Consider the following 17,354-nt stretch of genomic DNA (forward strand, 5'->3'; position numbering starts at 1 on the left):
AGCTTGAGTGATGCGGCAAGGGACGGTCAGCGCACGAAACGTTTCGGACGGGGCAACAGTCTCCCGTCCGGCTGTCGCCAAGTAGCTCGATAATCTAAGCGCTTCTTGTCCGAGGCTTATTTCTGGACTGATTGCCACCGGCCGGCTTACGCGCTTGATTTGAGTTTCTGGTCGGGCGTGGGCCGCGCGGTTCCTCTGGCGGCATCGGCGGAGCCACTGCGGAGGCTTCAAAGCCGACAATTTGTTCGCGTTTAATCTCTTTCCCGATCAGTTTTTCAACCAAGCGCAAGAAGCTGTATTCATCATGGGATACCAGCGATATGGCTTGACCTTCTTCGCCGGCACGTCCGGTACGACCAATTCTATGGACGTAATCTTCCGGCGCTCTGGGCAGTTCAAAATTGACCACATGCGGCAGCAGGTTGATATCAATGCCGCGTGCCGCCACGTCGGTCGCCACCAACACCCTGATTTCACCGGCTTTAAAGCCTGATAATGCACTGGTTCTGGCGCCCTGGCTTTTGTTGCCGTGTATGGCGGCTGCCTTAATGTCAACTTTGTTGAGTTTTTCGGTGAGTCGATTGGCGCCATGTTTGGTCGTAGTGAATACCAAAACCTGTTGCCAATTATTTTCTTTTATCAGGTGGCAGAGCAGTTCGGTTTTGTTGGCTTTATTAACCAGGTAAGCGACTTGGTCAACCAGTTCTGCAGCGGTGTTACGCGCGGCGACTTCGATTTTAATTGGGTTGACCAGAAGCCCTGTGGTGAGCTTGCGGATATCTTCTGAAAAGGTTGCCGAAAACAGCAGGTTTTGGCGCTTTTTCGGCAGGAAGGCAATAATTTTGCGAATATCCCGAATAAAACCCATATCGAGCATGCGGTCGGCTTCGTCGAGTATCAGTGTTTCTACTTGATCGAGTTTTACCGCATTCTGATTAACCAGATCTAAAAGTCGGCCTGGCGTGGCCACTAGTATATCTACGCCGCCTCTTAATTTCATCATCTGCGGGTTGATTTTTACCCCGCCAAAAACGACTTCGGATTTTAAACGGGGATGCAGATGCGCCCCATACTTGTTTACCGATTCGCCTATTTGCGCAGCAAGTTCTCTGGTTGGTGTCAGTATCAATACCCTGACTGGACGGTTATTGCCGTAAGCCTTTTGCGATAAGCGGTGCAGAATGGGCAGGGTAAATCCTGCTGTTTTACCGGTTCCAGTCTGTGCGGCCGCCAACACATCATGGCCGCCTAAAACGGCTGGAATGGCTTGTGCCTGAATGGGGGACGGCGTGGTATAGCCGGCATCAGCAATGGCACGCAACAGTGGATCAGATAAACCGAGGGTGGTAAATGGCATATTTTTAGGGTCTCAATAAAAGGTTGCTGTTGACAAACGTCTTACAGCTTGGTGAAAACAGTGTAGGGCTTATTAAAAAAACGCGGCAATGAATGATGGTTAAGTTTATTGCGGTAATATTGGCGTTTTGATAGAGATGGAATGTCTTGTCGCGGGTAGGCGAGTGTAAGTCGTTGATATGAATGGTGCCCCGAGGCGGATTTGAACCACCGGCCTGTCCCTTAGGAGGGGACCGCTCTATCCAGCTGAGCTATCGGGGCAAAAACAGAATGAATTCTACCATAGATGGTTATTTAATTCATTTGTTCTGTGCGGGCTAAGTGATTATACCGAAATTAAGGTGTGGGAATACCGGTCACTCTTGGCTGAGCCATCGGAACCGTAAGTATTTGCGAATTCCGGCTTGCCTTTTAAAATATCCAGTGAGCGTTTGGTGTGGCGAGATAAAAGATCAATGCCGGCACCGTTTTGTTCATTCAAGCTTTTGCATTCTGCGCAGACAAGCATTAGCTGCGCCCAGTTGCTAATGGATTCGGCGGTTAACAGGCCAGCTGTTTCAGCCCGCTTAAAATATTCACTGATACTTTTTTGATCATTAGGCAGCTTTTCGGTTGCCAAGACTTGAGCGAGTTGCGCATTGAACTGTTCCAATTGCACAACCAATTGCTTTTTGCTGGCTGCGATAGTATTAATTAATGCAGCTTGCTGCGTTTTTTTTAAGGCATCAAGTTCCCGATTGAGTTCCTGATGAAGCTGCTGCGCCAATTGCAGTGCATTAAGGATGAGTTGTTCGGTAATGGGGTATGTTTTTTGTATCATGGCTATGCACTATTTTCTTGAGGCATTAATTTCTCAAGTTGAAGCATTTTCTTGGCAACTTTCTCCGCATCTACCTGATAACTTCCGTCAGCAAGCGCTTTTTTTATCGAGTTGACTTTGTCAATATCTATGGGCACTGCAGAAGATGAGCCAAAGGTCTTTTTTATTTCTTGTGTTGCGTTCGTCAGTGCAACACTGTCGTCTTTTTTTGTAGGGGGAACAGCAACTTTTTGCCCGCTATCGACTCCCGTTTTCGAGGGCGTTTTGAGCGGCACCGGACTGTTCATTCTGCCGTTTATCTCGATAGCCATGATAAATTCCTTAATAATTTTTTCATTTGAAATTTGTATCGGCAGAACGGTAAAAAACTTTAACGATTTTCTGTGCGTTTAGTCATTAACGGAGACTAATCCAGGCTCGATAACGGTGGCATTAATCAGGCGTCCTGAGTTCTGATTTTTAATTCTGATGAGTTGCCCTTTAGTGCCGTCCATCATTGCTACCCCGCTCATCTTAATAGAAAAATTCGGTTTTGTTGAGCTGATAACAACTTTATCCCCTCTTTTGATAAGCTTGGGTTCGGCAAGGTTTCTCAGGCTGAGAATGGTTCCGCTATTAAGTTGGCGCGTGACCTGTTTGTTTTCAACTTGTTCCAGTTGAGTGGCAAAATCTTCTCTGAGGCTAGATACTTCTCTTTTTTCGATAGCAAGATGTTGCCGGGTAATGATGTCACCGCGTTGTATCGGGTGAGATAGGACGACGACCATTTGATAAGTCTTGATGATCGCAGAAGTAAAAATCGACCATTTTTTTCCTGTGTTACAGCGTACGCCGATAGCGGTTCTGCCTGCCTTAATGAGATTGTTGGTTGTGTATGCCTCCAGCGGATCGATGCATTGAGGTAAATTTAAGCGACTGTCCAATGGAACCAGACTGACTTCGTATTCTCCCGGGAGGTTTATATTTTGTGCAATATAATCGTTAACGGCTTCACCAATAGATTCGTGAGATTGCGAACCTTGTTCTGCATGGGCCGGGGCGAAAAAGATAAAGAGTAATGCCAAAAAAAGAGGTGTTTTTTTTATCATTGTAGAACTTTGTTTTATGACGTGGTCAGGTGACTAGGTATGATTAAAATCAGCTTGTTTGATAAAGCAGCCAATTTATTGACATGTTATTTGGACTGCAAGTCGATTAATTGGCTGCTTACTTGGCAGCGGCTACTTTTTGCCGGGTCATTTAAAAGTATTCTAATCCTAATCAGTTGCCGAGTAGTGGCAAATAATTTTAAAAAATCATAGCTAATTGATTTAAATCGTATTGTGTGTTTTTGGCATATGCTGTGCTATTGTTTTTGTATCAGTAATCAGTGAGGCAACTATCATGGCTATTAATTTTGACACAGCGCTTGGCATTGAACCTAAGGCCCTGGCTTTTCGAGAAAAACGAGGTGAGATACTGGCGGCTAATTTAGCCAATGCAGATACGCCCAACTTTAAAGCTCGTGATCTGGATTTTAAGTCGGTTTTGAAACAAAGCTTGGCTTCAGGCGCAAGCATGGAGCGTACCCATGCCGGGCATATTACACCGCAGCAACAAGTATTTGGCGCTAATGTCATGTATCGGAATCCCAGTCAGGTGTCATTAGATGGTAATACCGTCGAAGCGCATGTTGAACAGGCTAAATACGCTGAAAATGCGGTGCAATATCAAGCTAGCCTACAGTTTATTAATGGTAAGTTTTCCGGCCTGATGGCCGCTTTGAGAGGGCAATAGTCATGGCTGCTTTAAGTATATTCGATATTGCCGGCAGCGGCATGAATGCTCAGTCGTTAAGGCTGAATCTGGTCGCAAGCAATATATCCAATGCGAACAGTGTCAGCAGCAGTGCGGCGGAGGCATACAAATCCAGGCAGCCGGTATTTGCCGCTGAATTAAATAATGCGATGAACAAGCATAATGCCACCAGTAAGGTCAATGTGCTGGGCGTAGTCGAGAGCCAAGAGGCTCCTATTATGGAGTATTCCCCGAGTCATCCTATGGCCGATAAAGACGGCTATATCTTCAAATCGAATGTGAATACGGTCGAAGAAATGGCCAATATGATGTCGGCATCACGCTCTTACCAAAATAATGTCGAAGTGTTGAATACGGCAAAGCAGATGATGCTTCAGACCTTAAAAATGGGACAGTAGGGAGATAAAAATGGCTATTCAAGGCGCAGTAAATCCATACAGCAATTTAACCGTCACCGCTAAATCAGAATCGGCGGCAACACCTAAAAAAACGTCATTAGGACAGGAGCAGTTTTTAAAGTTAATGACCACGCAGATGACGCATCAAGACCCGACCAAACCGATGGAAAACGGTGATTTTTTGTCGCAAATGGCGCAGTTTGGAACGGTATCGGGTATTCAGGACTTGCAAAAGTCATTTGGTGATTTTGCCGGTTCAATCAACTCCAGTCAGGCCTTGCAGGCAACCAGTTTGGTTGGGCGACAAGTATCTGCACTAGGCACGAAAGGGCTGTTGGCAGTCGGGGGCGATATATCCGGTAATATTAATTTAACCGACAGCGTCACCAATATTAAGGTCAAAGTAACCAATGCCGCTAGCGGAGAGTTGGTACAAAATGTCGATATGGGCAGTCATAGCGCGGGAAAAATACCTTTTGTCTGGGATGGCCTGAATTCAAATGGCGTCATGGCCAATCCCGGCGTCTATAAAATAGAAGCAACGGCGAGTATCGACGGCAAAAATACCGTATTGGAAACAGATATTAATTCGCGGGTTGATAGCGTCAGCATGGCTAGCGGCACTACGGGAATGAAAGTTAACCTGACCGGATTGGACAGCGTTGCTTTTAATCAGATCAAACAAATTCTTTAGGACTGGAGGTGTAACATGGGTTTTGCAACAGCATTAAGCGGCTTAAAAGCCGCATCAACAAGTTTGCAGGTAACCGGCAATAATATTGCCAACTCGCAAACTACCGGTTTTAAAGAATCACGGGCGGAATTCGCTGATGTCTATGCGTCCAGTATCGGTGGCGTCAGTAAGACGCAACCAGGTTCTGGGGTAAAGGTCACCGAAGTGGCTCAGCAATTTAATCAGGGCAATATCGAGTCCACTCAAAACAGCCTTGATTTGGCCGTCAGTGGCAATGGTTTTTTTGTCTTGGCGGATACGGTGAATCTTCCTGACAAAAATAATCCGAATAACCCTGTGGATCCTTCGGTACCCACCGCCTATACCCGCAATGGCGCGTTTCAGTTAGACAGTGCAGGCAATGTGGTTAATGACAAAGGCCAGTATTTATTGGCTTTTGCCGCTAACGGCACTAGCGCAGCGGAGGGTTTTAGTGTCGGTGTTTTTACGCCGTTGACCATTGATACCGCTCAGGGTTTGCCCAACGCTACCGAAAATATCAATATGAAATTGAATATTAACGGGGCTGCCGCAGTGCCGCCAACGGCAGCGTTTGATCCTACCGACCCTTTGTCCTATAACAATACGACATCGATCACCACTTATGATATTCAGGGTAATGCGCATATCGCTTCAACCTATTATGTAAAAACGGCGGTGGCTAACGAATGGGATGCTTATTTGTTTATCGATGATTATGGTATTACTACAGGGGGGCCTGCGGTGCCGCCAGGAGTCGCGCCCGCATCGACAGTGGTGGGTGCGGGGGTTCCTCCGGCGGCGGGAACGCCAAATCAACCAGGGGCAGCGATACCGTTAACTTTTACTCCGACGGGATTGCTTAATACCGTGGCCGGCGTTGCTGCTACCAGTGTGGATTTTGGGGCTATTGATTTATCGGGTATCGATCCTAATCTAAAAGTTGACGATATGGCTTTTGATATCGATTTTTTTGGCACGACCCAGTTCGCCACGCCTTTTAGCGTTAATGGCTTGGATCAGGATGGCTTACCGGCCGGTAATTTGACCGGCATTGATGTCGATGCCACAGGAGTGGTATTTGCAAGGTACAGTAATGGCGGCTCCAAGGCTTTAGGGCAGGTGGCTTTGGCCCGATTTCCAAGTAATCAAGCGCTGGCAAAATTAGGCGATACTTCCTGGGCAACGACATCAACTTCCGGAGCGCCTATTTTTGGCGCGGCCGGCGATAATAATTTTGGCGGGATTCAATCGTCAGCGTTGGAAGGTTCCAATGTGGATTTATCTGAGCAGTTGGTTAAGTTGATTATTGCACAGCAGGCTTATCAGGCTAACTCTCAGACCATCACCACCGAAAAAACCTTGATACAAACTATTCTGAATGCGTAATTTACTGGAGTAATGTTTGCTTATATCTGGTTTTAAGCTAAAGGAGAGCTGTTATGGATCGTAGTTTATATATTGCCATGAGCGGCGCCAAGCAGACGCTCATGGCGCAAACGGTAAATGCCAATAATTTGGCGAATGCGCAGACGACCGGTTTTAAATCAGATTTGGAGCAGTTCCGCAGTAGGCCTGTGCTGGGTGTCGGCTTTCCTACCCGGGTTTATGCGATGAATGAAGAGCCGGGGGTCGATCTTTCTCAGGGCGGCATGCAGACGACAGGCGGCGATTTGGATGTGGCTATTAACGGTGAGGGTTATTTTGCCGTTCAGGGAACTGATGGTAAGGAAGCTTATACGCGCGCCGGTGATCTGCGGGTTACTCCGGAAGGTTTATTGCAGACCGGAGCGGGTTTGCAAGTGCTGGGGCAGGATGGGCCTATCACCATTCAGCCGGCAGAAAAACTGACCATAGGCAGTGACGGTACGATCAGCATTATTCCATTGGGTTCGGGTAACGCGACTACACAGGTGGAAGTTGGCCGTATCAAGCTGGTTAAGATAGAGACGGATAACCTGGAAAAATCAAATGATGGCTTGTTGCATGCTAAAGATGGCAAGCCGGTAGTCGCCAGTGCTGATGTCAGGCTGGCGCAGGGCGTTTTGGAAGGCAGTAATGTGAATGCGATTAGCGCGATGGTCGACATGATTGAGCTGGCAAGAAATTTCGAGCTGCAAACGAAGGTGATGAAGAGTGTCGATGAAAACTCGGCAGTGGGTGCCAAGTTGATGCAAATGGGCTAGGATAAACCCAAATTTGCAAATTGTATCGTTCCTACGCTCCGGCGTGGGAACGATAGAGCAGAATTTATTTTTACAAAAGCCGAGCTAAGCTCGGCTTTTTTTTGCGCGGCGAATTGGGCTTTAGATAGCTAAAAAAATGGCACAGATCATGCTTTATATTTAACTAAGACAATAAATTGGCACTGAGGAGATTATCATGACAGAACGCGCATTATGGGTGGCTAAATCCGGTCTGGATGCCCAGCAAACAAGAATGGCGGTTATTTCCAATAACTTGGCGAACGTCAACACCACTGGGTTTAAAAGAGGGCGAGCGGTTTTTGAAGACCTGATGTATCAGAATATTCGTCAAGTCGGCGCTCAATCTACGCAAAATACCCAGCTGCCGACGGGTTTGCAGTTAGGAACCGGTGTAAGAACGGTTGCCACTGAAAAACTGCATACGCAAGGCAATGTTCAGCCGACGGAAAATTCGCTGGATGTGGCAATAAATGGCCGGGGGTTCCTGCAAATATTAATGCCGAACGGCGATACCAATTATACCCGCGATGGTTCGTTCAAACTAGACGCCACAGGGCAGTTGGTTACTTCAGGCGGATTAACGTTGAATCCTGCGATCACCGTGCCTCAAGATGCACTGAGCGTCACTATCGGCACTGACGGTACGGTATCCGTTTTGCAACCGGGCATTGCGGTGCCGAGCGTGCTGGGCCAGATACAGACCGCCAACTTTATCAATCCTACCGGGTTGGAGGCCATTGGCGAAAACCTTTATCGGGAATCTGCCGCCAGCGGCGCGCCGATAGTGGGAACGCCGGGGGAAGCGGAATACGGGACGTTGACTCAAGGCGCATTGGAAACCTCCAATGTCAATGTCGTTGAGGAACTGGTCAATATGATTGAAACGCAACGGGCTTATGAGATGAACTCCAAGGCGATTTCAACCACCGATCAGATGCTGTCCTTTGTGACGCAACAATTATAAGTTAGGGGTGACGATATGATGACTAAAAAACCTAGATTTTCCTTAAGTATCGTTGCCGTCACGCTGTCGCTGCTAGAGGCTTGTACATCCATACCGTCAAGGGATCCTGCATTTGCTCCGGTTGCGCCAGCCGACTTAAGACCGCCGGTACAAAGCAGCGGATCGATCTATCAGGCCGGTTACGATATGCGCCTGTTTGAAGATCACACGGCAAAAAGGGTAGGCGATGTGCTGACGATTCAATTCAATGAGCTTACTCAAGCAAAAAACAAAAACAATCTTATGGCCAAGAAGGACACCCAAGTCTCAGTGACTGCGCCTACTTTGTTTGGTATGGCGGCATCGGTGCTGTCCGGTAACGACCTTGAAACCGAGGTGGCATCGAAAAAAGGCTTTACCGGGATGGGGACTTCCGATCAAGCCAACAGCTTAAGCGGCAATATCTCTGTAACCGTGGTTGAACTGCTGCCGAATGGCAATTTAAGCGTACGCGGCGAGAAAAGAGTCACTTTAAATCAAGGAGATGAATTTGTCAGGTTGTCGGGCATTGTCAGGCCGGTTGATATTAACGCAGCCAATGTTATCTCCTCGGACAAAGTGGCCGATGTCACTATTATGTATGTAGGCGAGGGCGCTATGGCCGATGCCAGTAAAATGGGTTGGCTGGCAAGAATTCTGTACAGCCCCTGGTTTCCACTTTAAGGCAATGATTTCTTTATGAACAGACACGTTAAGCGCTTTATCGTTCTTATCCTGCTAGGCATCGCTTCCAGCGGGCCGGTTTATGCCGAACGGATCAAGGATATCGCCTCCATCGAAGGCGTCCGCAGCAATCAGTTGGTCGGTTACGGTTTGGTCGTCGGACTGGATAAATCCGGCGATAAAACGACTTTTACCGGACAAAGCTTACGCAGCATGTTGGCGCGTCTTGGACTGACCTTGCCTCCCGGCATTGATCCTAAATCAAAAAACATTGCAGCGGTTTCTATTCAGGCAGAACTGCCGGCATTTGCCAAACCGGGTCAAGCGATTGACGTCACCGTATCTTCATTGGGCGATGCAAAAAGCCTGCGAGGCGGGACCTTGTTAATGAGTCCTTTGAAAGGCGCAGACGGACAGGTTTATGCCATTGCTCAGGGTAGTTTGATTGTCAGCGGCCTGAGTGCTTCAGGTCAGGACGGTTCAAGTATTACCGTCAATAATCCCAATGTGGGCCGTATTCCCAATGGAGCGACTGTTGAGCGCACCGTTAGCACCTCTTTTTCTGAAGGCGATGCCTTGGTGTTTAATTTGCATACTTCAGATTTTACCACCGCCAATCGCATGGCGGAGTCCATTAACAAAATATTGGGTGCCAATACCGCAAAGGCGCTTGATGCGACTTCGGTCAGGGTTAGTGCGCCGCTAGATCCCAATCAAAAAGTGACCTTTGCGTCGGTGGTCGAAAATATGATGGTGATTCCGGATGATGCACCGGCGCGTATTATTGTTAACTCCCGTACCGGGACTGTCGTTATTAACGGTAAGGTCAGGGTGCAGTCGGCGGCCGTGTCTCATGGCAGCCTGATCGTGACTATCAGTGAAACTCCGCAGGTCAGCCAGCCCAATGCATTATCCGGCGGGCAAACGGCAGTTACACCGCAATCTACCCTCAAGATTGAAGAAGAGAAAAATCACATGTTTGTGTTTAATCCTGGCGTTTCCCTGGATGAAATTGTTCAGGCGGTCAACAAGATAGGTGCCGCACCCAGTGATTTGGTGGCTATTCTTGAAGCGCTGAAATCAGCCGGCTCCTTGCATGCCGAGTTAATTGTTATTTAAAGTTGTTAGTTTTTAAGCGCAGATTTAGCTGGGGGTTGTTATGTTAAAGGTACAGCATGCCGATGTTTATACCGACTTTAATGGCTTGGCTAAATTAAAAGGCGAGGCCCGAAAAGAGTCGCCGGAAGCGTTGAAAGAAGTTGCCAAACAATTCGAGTCCATTTTTCTCAATAATGTGCTGAAAAGTATGCGTCAAGCCAAGCTGGCCGATGGCGCCATGGATAACGATCAAAGTAAATTTTATAACGATATGTATGATCAGCAGTTGGCCGTCCATTTGTCGGGTTCTCCCGGCGTTGGTCTGGCCGACTTGATCGTTAAGCAATTGAGTCACGATAAACCCAAACATCAGAAGCAGGATACGGAAGATGCTCTGAATAGATCCGGGGGAATATCACCTAGCGGTTCTGAACAGGCTCACGCCGTTAACCGGCAGGCAAGCGGTAAAACCGACAGCCCGGTCGCCAGCTTTAAAGACGGTCAAGTGATGCTTACGCCTTATGTTCATGACCGAAGCCCACTTGAAGCGGCAACTGAATTGCCGATGGAGTCTATGGGTGGATTAAAGACTGGTCACGTCTTGCCGATACAGTCAGCAGATGAGTTTGTCAGTCGCCTGCATCCCTTAGCCGTCCAGGCCGCCAGAGAATTGGGCATTGAACCCAAGGCTCTGTTGGCACAAGCCGCCCTGGAAAGCGGCTGGGGGCGTTCGGTGATAAAAAATAGTCATGGCGATAACAGTTTTAATCTGTTTAATATTAAAGCCGATAAAGCTTGGCAGGGCAAACAGGCGCAGGTGTCTACACTGGAGTTTGATCAGGGTATTGCTAGAAAAGTGAATGCCGGGTTTAGATCCTACGATTCCTACGAAGAAAGCTTTAGGGATTATGTCGACTTTATAAAAAGCAACCCGCGTTATGGCGACGCCTTAAAAAAAGTAGGCAATGCGGAACACTATATGCATGAATTACAACAGGCGGGTTATGCCACCGATCCGAAATATGCCGCCAAGGTCATGAGTATCTATCAAGGCAAGACCATGGCCGGATTTGAGCCTGATGTCATCGTGGCCATGAACTAATGATCACGTTAAGTTTGGCCGTTAACTCTCGGAACAGGACGCACTCATGAGCGGATTACTATCAACATCATTATCAGGTTTGATGGCTGCTCAGCGCTCATTGGAAACGGTGCAGCACAATATTTCCAATGTAAACACCGACGGTTATAGTCGGCAACGGGTAGAACAAGCAACCAACGCGGCGCGCTTTACCGGCGATGGCTATATTGGGCAGGGCGTCAACGTCACTAATGTCACGCGCAGTTATGACCAGTTTATTAATAAGCAATTGAGTTCCAGCCTTTCTGCCTTTGGCGATGTCGACCGTTACCACCGACTTGCCACTAGCATCGATAATATCATAGCCGATCCCAGTACCGGGATAGCGCCGGTGATGAATCGTTTTTTTAATGCGATCAATGAAGTGGCGGATGATCCTTCATCGGTGCCTGCCAGGCAAGTGATGTTGTCAGAAGCCGAAATTTTGACGCAAAGCTTCAACACCATGAGCGGCCGCTTTGAAGAGATCCGCACGCAGAACAATAACGATATGATTGCCATGGTTAACGATATTAATTCTTACGCGACGGCGATAGCTAAGCTTAATGTACAGATCGCCGAAGGCATCGGTAAAACACAAGGCCTGAAACAGCCCAATGACTTGCTTGATCAGCAGGACGCTTTGATTGCAAAGTTATCCGCAATCGTCAATGTGTCTGTGTTGCCGCAGGAAAATGGTACCTCCAGTATTTTTATTGGCAATGGCCAGTCATTAGTGCTGGGTGGCGGCACCGCAACATTCACCACCCTGCAATCTACATTCGATTCAAACCGCTTGGAAATTGGGCTGGTAACAACGAATAGTGTCACGGAAATCACCAATCAGATCAGTGGCGGTTCTTTGGCGGGTTCATTGCGCTTTCGGGATGAAGTACTGGATCCGGCGCAGCAAAAACTCGGACGGGTTGCTGCCGGTTTGGCCATGGAGATTAATGCGCTGCATGAACAGGGTTTTGATTTGAGCGGTAACGCAGGAGAGGCCTTATTTAGCTTTTCCGGTGATGAAATTCCGGTTATTAAAAGCGCCCAGAATGCCGGTAATGCAATCGTTACCGCTAATTTTCAGGATGTTAATAGCAATCCATCAGCGGCTGGCAGTCTCGATTTTAGCGATTTTCGCCTAGAGTATGTTAGCGGAACTGATTACACCCTGACCAGGCTTCGGGATAATCAGGTGATTAATCTTACGGCTACCGAGACCGGCGCGGGTACGAATATCTTTACTTTATCCTCTGCAACTGGTTTGCCGGGCATTGACATAACCGTTGATCAGAATGCGGGTGTATCAGGAGGCGATCAATTTCTAATCAGACCAACCTACAATGCGGCCCAAAAAATGGCTGTCGCTATTGACGACCCGAGAAAAATAGCGGCAGCCACCAATATAGAACTGGATACGAATGGCGATCCTGTTGATGATGGCTCGGGCAACCCCGTTATTATCAACGGCGCGATGCCCGGCGATAATAGAAATGCCTTGCAACTGGCAAATCTGGCTAATAAATTGGGCATGTTAGGCGGAACCGCCTCATTTAATAGTGCTTATAATGAAGTGGTTTCCGGTATCGGAACGTTGACGCGGACCGCTAAACTGGGTGCTTCCGCACAGGAAACTTTATTAAATCAGGCCAAGGGTGCCAGAGAGAGTCTGGCCGGTGTGAACCTGGATGAAGAGGCGGCCAACTTGATAAAATTTCAACAAGCTTATCAAGCATCCGCACAAGCTATTTCGGTAGCCAGATCCTTATTCGATACTTTATTAGGCGCAGTGAGATAGGAGCGATAGCGATGAGAATTTCAACAGCTTGGGCGCAACAGCTTAGTGTTAACGCAATGGGCAAGCAGCAAACCGAATTGGCTAAGATACAACAGCAAATAAGCTCTGGACTTAAAGTGTCTACGCCTGCTGAAGACCCGGCGGCAGCGGTAAGGGTGCTGGATTTAGATAAGACGATTGCAAAAACAGAGCAGCATCAAAGTAATATTTCTACCGCGCGTGGACGATTGAATCTTGAGGAATCGGCTCTGGAAACGGCAAATAATATTATGTTTCGCGCCAAAGATCTGACTATTCAAGCCATAAGCTCCGCCACTCTAAATGACAGTGACAGGCTATCGATAAAGTTTGAAGTGGATCAATTAATTGAACAATTGGCCGGCGTTGCCAATACCCAAAATGCCAATGGTGAATTTATTTTTTCGGGCGATCTTTCGACGGTACCCGCATTTACCAAGCAAGCGGCAACAGGCGAATATGTGTATCAAGGCGGCACGCAGCAGCGGGTTTTGCAGATTGGCTCTAGCAGACAGGTAGCGGATAGCGATTTAGGTGCTACTGTATTTGACAATATAACGTCGAGCAGTCCGGCAGCCGATGAAAATGGCAAGCGTAGTATTTTCAGTACGCTAAAGGCGCTGTCTGACGGCTTGGGCGCATCGCTTAACCCTGCTTCAGGTGAAATTACCGGCGACCGGTTTTTACGCTATGGCTTGGATTATTCTACTGCCCCAGCTACATTTGACTTGACTGCCGATGGTGGGGCGCCGATACCGATAAACTTAAGTGGTCAAGCGTTTACCGGTGTGGAAGATCTTGCCGCTGAGATTAACAACCAACTTGCAGCCGCCGCTGCACCCGCTCCTGCGACTATGCAAGCGCGAAGCAACGGCAATAGAATCGAGTTTGCCTCGATAGCTACAGGTGCGGCTTCCAATATACAAATTAATAACACTTCAGGCACATTTTTAACGGATGCCGGTTTTACTGAAGGCCAGAACCAGGCTGGGGTTGCCGCCCAAAGCTATCAAAGCCAGATGACCAGTGTTTTGGGTGATCTCGATGCAGCGCTAGGTAGATTTTTAGAGACAAGAACCAGTGTTGGAGCCAGGATGAACGCTTTGGACAATCAAGAATCCCAAAATGAAAAATTTGTCTTAGACACCACGACAACGCTTTCTGAAACTCAAGATCTTGATTATGCCGATGCGATCAGTAAGTTTCAACTGCAATCCATCGCTTTGCAGGCCGGACAACAAGCTTTTGCCCAAGTCAATAAATTATCGTTATTTAATTATCTTTAAGGTAAAGGCGAAACAGTCGCCTTTTTACTCTGCGTCATTTTTCTGATTGCCGAGTGGCCGTTTAGGAATGGAATTCAAATAACTTGAACAGGCGATAACTTGTAGGGGCGACCGGCGGGTCGCCCCTTGCGCAACGGTATGAGTTATTTGATTTTCATTCCTAAGGCTTACGGATAAATGACTTTAGGCTGAAAGTTAGCCGCCGGGTATTTAGCGTCAAACTCGATTTCCTTTTCGGCGGTTTTTGGGCTTGGACATTTAGTTGAAGGCTTGACTGAGTCTTTATCGAGATAGATGACTTTAGGCTGAAAATTTGCTGCCGGGTATTGGGCATCGCTTCCGGCTGAAGCCGTTAATGACGCCAACGCAATAACAGCGGTCGTCAATCCTAAGATAATTATTTTTTTCATGTGATTTAACCTTGGGTAGTTTCTGCGGTAAGCCCCGCAGAAGTCACTCTAACAAGGCTTGACGATTCAAGAGTATCGGGTATTTTGGCCGAGGCTGCAACTGTTTTTCCAGCCGGAAAGTGATCACAAAAGTTGTTTTATTTCGGGATGATTTTTCAGTAATTGCTGCCTGAATGATTCAATAGCCAGCTCATTGCCGCGCTCATTTCGGGGGATGGGTACGACGATTTCGCTAACGACCTGCATCGGCGCTGCCGATAAAAATATCAGTCGGTCAGCCAAGGCGATGGCCTCGCGCAGATCGTGGGTGACAAATAAAATCGTATGCGGACGTTGTTGCCATAGATTCAGTAACAGCTCCCTGACTTGCCTGGCGGTCGGCGCATCCAGCGACACAAACGGCTCATCCATCAGCAACACCTCGGGATCAATAGCAAATGCCCTGATGATCGCGACTCGGCGACTCATGCCCAATGACAGATGTTCTGGATAACTATGCTGCGCTGCGGTTAATTGCATGACCTCAAGCAATGCGTCAATCACCTCGCGAGCTTGATGCTTATCCACTGCCAGCTCAATATTTTCCCTGATCGTACGCCAGGGCAGCAGGCGCGGATTCTGGAAAACGTAACCGATCTTGGGGGCGGTGTGTTGTTGGCCCACTAGAATATCGCCCTCGTAATCATTATCCAGACCGGCAATAATATTTAACAGCGTGGTTTTGCCGCAGCCGGACGGGCCGACCAGACAAATAAACTCCTCCGAAGTTAGCGACAGTTTAAGGTCGACGATACTGGGATCGGCCGCAGCCCGATAGGTTTTGTTGTCGATTTGGATTTGGATGTCGGTCATTTGCGCCACCGCAGGGCTTTTTTGTCCAGCGGTTTTAAAATCAGCAGTTCTATCAGCTGAATGACCGCAACAAAAGCGATGGTATAAGCCAGTATGCCGGCGACATCGAACAGTTGAAAGAACAAATGCAGTTGATAGCCCATGCCGTTGCTGCGGCCTAATAACTCGACCACCAGAATGATTTTCCAGATCAAGGCCAGACCCGAACGGGTTGCGCCCATCACAAACGGATGCAGTTGCGGCCAGATAACGTGAACCAAAGTTTTGCGTTGGCCGAAACGGTAACAGCGCGCCATGTCCAGCAAGTCCTGATCCAGCATGCGGGTGCCTTCGCGGATCGTAACAATGACATTGGGCAGCTTGTTAATCACCACCGCGAGTATCGCCGCCGATTCCATCAGGCCGAACCAGACATAGCACAAGATAATGGTGACCAGAGCCGGGATATTTAAGAAGATGACCAGCCAGTTGTCGAAGAACGCATCGAGTTTTTTACAGCGCCCCAGTACGATACCGATAGCGCAACCGAGCAACATCGCAATCGCAAAACTGATCACCAGCCGCAGCAGGGTGACGCCCAAGTGGAAAGGCAGCTGTCCCGATACGCAGGCTTGCCAGAAAACCTTGGCGACTGCTTCGGGCGTCGGCAAGGTGTTGCTGTCTAAATAAACGGCCAAACTTTGCCAGATGGCTAAAAAAGCCAGCAATGACAGGGCCGGTAAAAACTTTTTAAGGCTAATCAAACCGAATCCTTTATTCAATGGACCAGAAAGTACCGGGCTGCAGGTGCTCTGATTTCCCGGTTAACTGATTGTGGCTTAGCTGACGGAGCATCGTATAGATGCGCTCCGCAGCCAGCTGTTCCGGTTTGCCCCAATGCTCAATGCTGCCTTCACAGTAACGCTGGCGCAGTTTGGTTTGGGTCGGCAAATCATCCGCCTGGGTTAACGGGATAACTTTTTTCCAGGCAGCATCAGCCGTACACAGCTGATTTTTAGCCTGCTTGCTGGCGTTAAAAAAATGGTTGACCGCCTGTTTGTGTTCATTGGCCCAACTTTGCTTGAACACATAACCCAGGCTAGGAACATCTTCCATAATGCCTAAGCCTTCTAAAATACCTTTGCCGTCAATAAGCTGACGATACTGCTGGGCTTCAAGTCTGGCTGCAAAATGCCAATAGGTAAGGACGGCATCCACGCGGTTGTGCTTGATTTGCTCGGTGATCAGCGGCGGTGCGCCGAAGACTTTTTCCACCGAAGCATTCAAATCGAATTGTTCTTGTTGAGCTAGAGCTTGTAGCAATAGCCAGTTTTTGTCCAGCTCGCCACCGGCAATTCCCAGCCGTTTATCGTGGAGATCTTTTATCGAATGGATCGGGCTGTTTTCCGGTACAACCAAGGCACCCGAGGTATTCGAATAAGGGTAAAAAGTAAAATCGGAACCGGTAGCGCGCAGCCTGGAAACCCAAATCCAGTCCGACACAATCATATCGACAGCGCCGGATTGCAACGCAATCTTGCCCGCTTCCGCATTGGCTAAATGCTGTATTTTCAATTGAAAGTCAGCGGCTTGGGGATTATCCTGTAAAGCCGCTAACTCCCAAGCGGCGGTGCCGGAAGCCTGAACGCCGATACGAATGACGGTTTTTTCCGCAGCATAACTGTTGCCTGAGGCAAGCAGGAACAGGCCGATAAAAAAGACATTAAATTTCATAGAAACTATCTCAATGACTAAGGAGAAAGCTATCTATTCTATCTGGACGCAGAGCTTGGTGCGAGGATGATTGCAATTATCGGTGTTGCCGCATTTCACTTTT

Annotated in this window: 19 protein-coding genes and 1 tRNA gene; 11 read left to right on the forward strand and 9 right to left on the reverse strand. The window is 48.1% G+C overall.

Translation table 11 applies throughout. The annotated features are described in order from the left end of the window. Nucleotides 1-94: 94 nt before the first annotated feature. The 5 genes from ABXJ76_RS02730 to flgA all read right to left on the reverse strand — a co-directional run bounded on the left by ABXJ76_RS02730 (nt 95) and on the right by flgA (nt 3,264). Nucleotides 95-1,357, reverse strand: coding sequence for a DEAD/DEAH box helicase (locus tag ABXJ76_RS02730; protein ID WP_432743871.1), 1,263 nt, complete (start codon nt 1,355-1,357; stop codon nt 95-97). A gap of 183 nt (nt 1,358-1,540) precedes the next feature. Beyond that, nucleotides 1,541-1,617: transfer RNA gene (locus ABXJ76_RS02735), tRNA-Arg, on the reverse strand. A 64-nt stretch (nt 1,618-1,681) separates the two neighbouring features. Next, nucleotides 1,682-2,176: a flagella synthesis protein FlgN gene (locus ABXJ76_RS02740; RefSeq protein WP_432743873.1), complete on the reverse strand. Its 495-nt coding sequence runs from the start codon at nt 2,174-2,176 to the stop codon at nt 1,682-1,684. A gap of 2 nt (nt 2,177-2,178) precedes the next feature. Then, entirely contained in the window at nt 2,179-2,487 is a 309-nt protein-coding gene (gene flgM / locus ABXJ76_RS02745; protein WP_432743874.1) for a flagellar biosynthesis anti-sigma factor FlgM, read from the reverse strand. 78 nt (nt 2,488-2,565) lie between these two features. After that, nucleotides 2,566-3,264: a flagellar basal body P-ring formation chaperone FlgA gene (gene flgA, locus ABXJ76_RS02750; RefSeq protein ID WP_432743876.1), complete on the reverse strand. Its 699-nt coding sequence runs from the start codon at nt 3,262-3,264 to the stop codon at nt 2,566-2,568. Nucleotides 3,265-3,559: 295 nt separating this feature from the next. Here flgA and flgB point away from each other — a divergent pair, with 295 nt between their 5' ends. From flgB to flgL, 11 genes are all read left to right on the forward strand, one after another. Further along, nucleotides 3,560-3,952, forward strand: a complete 393-nt coding sequence (flgB, locus tag ABXJ76_RS02755) for a flagellar basal body rod protein FlgB (RefSeq protein ID WP_432743878.1) — start codon at nt 3,560-3,562, stop codon at nt 3,950-3,952. A 2-nt stretch (nt 3,953-3,954) separates the two neighbouring features. After that, nucleotides 3,955-4,371, forward strand: a complete 417-nt coding sequence (gene flgC / locus ABXJ76_RS02760; RefSeq protein WP_432743880.1) for a flagellar basal body rod protein FlgC — start codon at nt 3,955-3,957, stop codon at nt 4,369-4,371. 10 nt (nt 4,372-4,381) lie between these two features. Next, on the forward strand, nt 4,382-5,065 hold the full coding sequence (locus tag ABXJ76_RS02765; RefSeq protein WP_432743881.1) for a flagellar hook assembly protein FlgD: 684 nt from the start codon (nt 4,382-4,384) through the stop codon (nt 5,063-5,065). A gap of 15 nt (nt 5,066-5,080) precedes the next feature. Then, nucleotides 5,081-6,472 (forward strand): flagellar hook protein FlgE, encoded by a 1,392-nt coding sequence (gene flgE, locus ABXJ76_RS02770; RefSeq protein ID WP_432743883.1) that lies wholly within the window; start codon nt 5,081-5,083, stop codon nt 6,470-6,472. Nucleotides 6,473-6,525: 53 nt separating this feature from the next. Next, nucleotides 6,526-7,269, forward strand: a complete 744-nt coding sequence (gene flgF / locus ABXJ76_RS02775) for a flagellar basal-body rod protein FlgF (RefSeq protein ID WP_432743885.1) — start codon at nt 6,526-6,528, stop codon at nt 7,267-7,269. A gap of 196 nt (nt 7,270-7,465) precedes the next feature. Continuing rightward, the gene (flgG, locus tag ABXJ76_RS02780) at nt 7,466-8,254 is read left to right on the forward strand and encodes a flagellar basal-body rod protein FlgG (RefSeq protein ID WP_432743887.1); all 789 of its coding nucleotides are present in this window, start codon (nt 7,466-7,468) and stop codon (nt 8,252-8,254) included. 18 nt (nt 8,255-8,272) lie between these two features. Then, a complete protein-coding gene (locus tag ABXJ76_RS02785; RefSeq protein WP_432746422.1) occupies nt 8,273-8,956 on the forward strand; it encodes a flagellar basal body L-ring protein FlgH in 684 nt (227 codons plus the stop codon). Nucleotides 8,957-8,971: 15 nt separating this feature from the next. After that, on the forward strand, nt 8,972-10,075 hold the full coding sequence (locus ABXJ76_RS02790; protein ID WP_432743888.1) for a flagellar basal body P-ring protein FlgI: 1,104 nt from the start codon (nt 8,972-8,974) through the stop codon (nt 10,073-10,075). A gap of 40 nt (nt 10,076-10,115) precedes the next feature. Next, nucleotides 10,116-11,156 (forward strand): flagellar assembly peptidoglycan hydrolase FlgJ, encoded by a 1,041-nt coding sequence (flgJ, locus tag ABXJ76_RS02795; RefSeq protein ID WP_432743890.1) that lies wholly within the window; start codon nt 10,116-10,118, stop codon nt 11,154-11,156. A gap of 46 nt (nt 11,157-11,202) precedes the next feature. Then, nucleotides 11,203-12,972, forward strand: a complete 1,770-nt coding sequence (flgK, locus tag ABXJ76_RS02800) for a flagellar hook-associated protein FlgK (RefSeq protein ID WP_432743892.1) — start codon at nt 11,203-11,205, stop codon at nt 12,970-12,972. An 11-nt stretch (nt 12,973-12,983) separates the two neighbouring features. Then, on the forward strand, nt 12,984-14,276 hold the full coding sequence (flgL, locus tag ABXJ76_RS02805) for a flagellar hook-associated protein FlgL (protein ID WP_432743894.1): 1,293 nt from the start codon (nt 12,984-12,986) through the stop codon (nt 14,274-14,276). 167 nt (nt 14,277-14,443) lie between these two features. Here the strand turns inward: flgL and ABXJ76_RS02810 are convergent, their stop codons facing one another. The 4 genes from ABXJ76_RS02810 to ABXJ76_RS02825 form a co-directional block, all read right to left on the reverse strand. Next, nucleotides 14,444-14,686, reverse strand: a complete 243-nt coding sequence (locus ABXJ76_RS02810) for a hypothetical protein (protein WP_432743896.1) — start codon at nt 14,684-14,686, stop codon at nt 14,444-14,446. A 123-nt stretch (nt 14,687-14,809) separates the two neighbouring features. Beyond that, nucleotides 14,810-15,538, reverse strand: coding sequence for an ABC transporter ATP-binding protein (locus tag ABXJ76_RS02815; protein ID WP_432743898.1), 729 nt, complete (start codon nt 15,536-15,538; stop codon nt 14,810-14,812). After that, complete coding sequence (locus ABXJ76_RS02820) at nt 15,535-16,281, reverse strand: ABC transporter permease (protein WP_432743900.1); 747 nt, start codon at nt 16,279-16,281, stop codon at nt 15,535-15,537. The genes ABXJ76_RS02815 and ABXJ76_RS02820 overlap by 4 nt, the downstream gene beginning before the upstream one ends. A 10-nt stretch (nt 16,282-16,291) precedes the next feature. Then, a complete protein-coding gene (locus ABXJ76_RS02825) occupies nt 16,292-17,251 on the reverse strand; it encodes an ABC transporter substrate-binding protein (RefSeq protein ID WP_432743902.1) in 960 nt (319 codons plus the stop codon). Nucleotides 17,252-17,354 lie beyond the last annotated feature (103 nt).

The organism is Methylobacter arcticus, from assembly GCF_050917435.1.
GTDB classification, from domain to species: Bacteria; Pseudomonadota; Gammaproteobacteria; order Methylococcales; family Methylomonadaceae; genus Methylobacter_A; species Methylobacter_A titanis.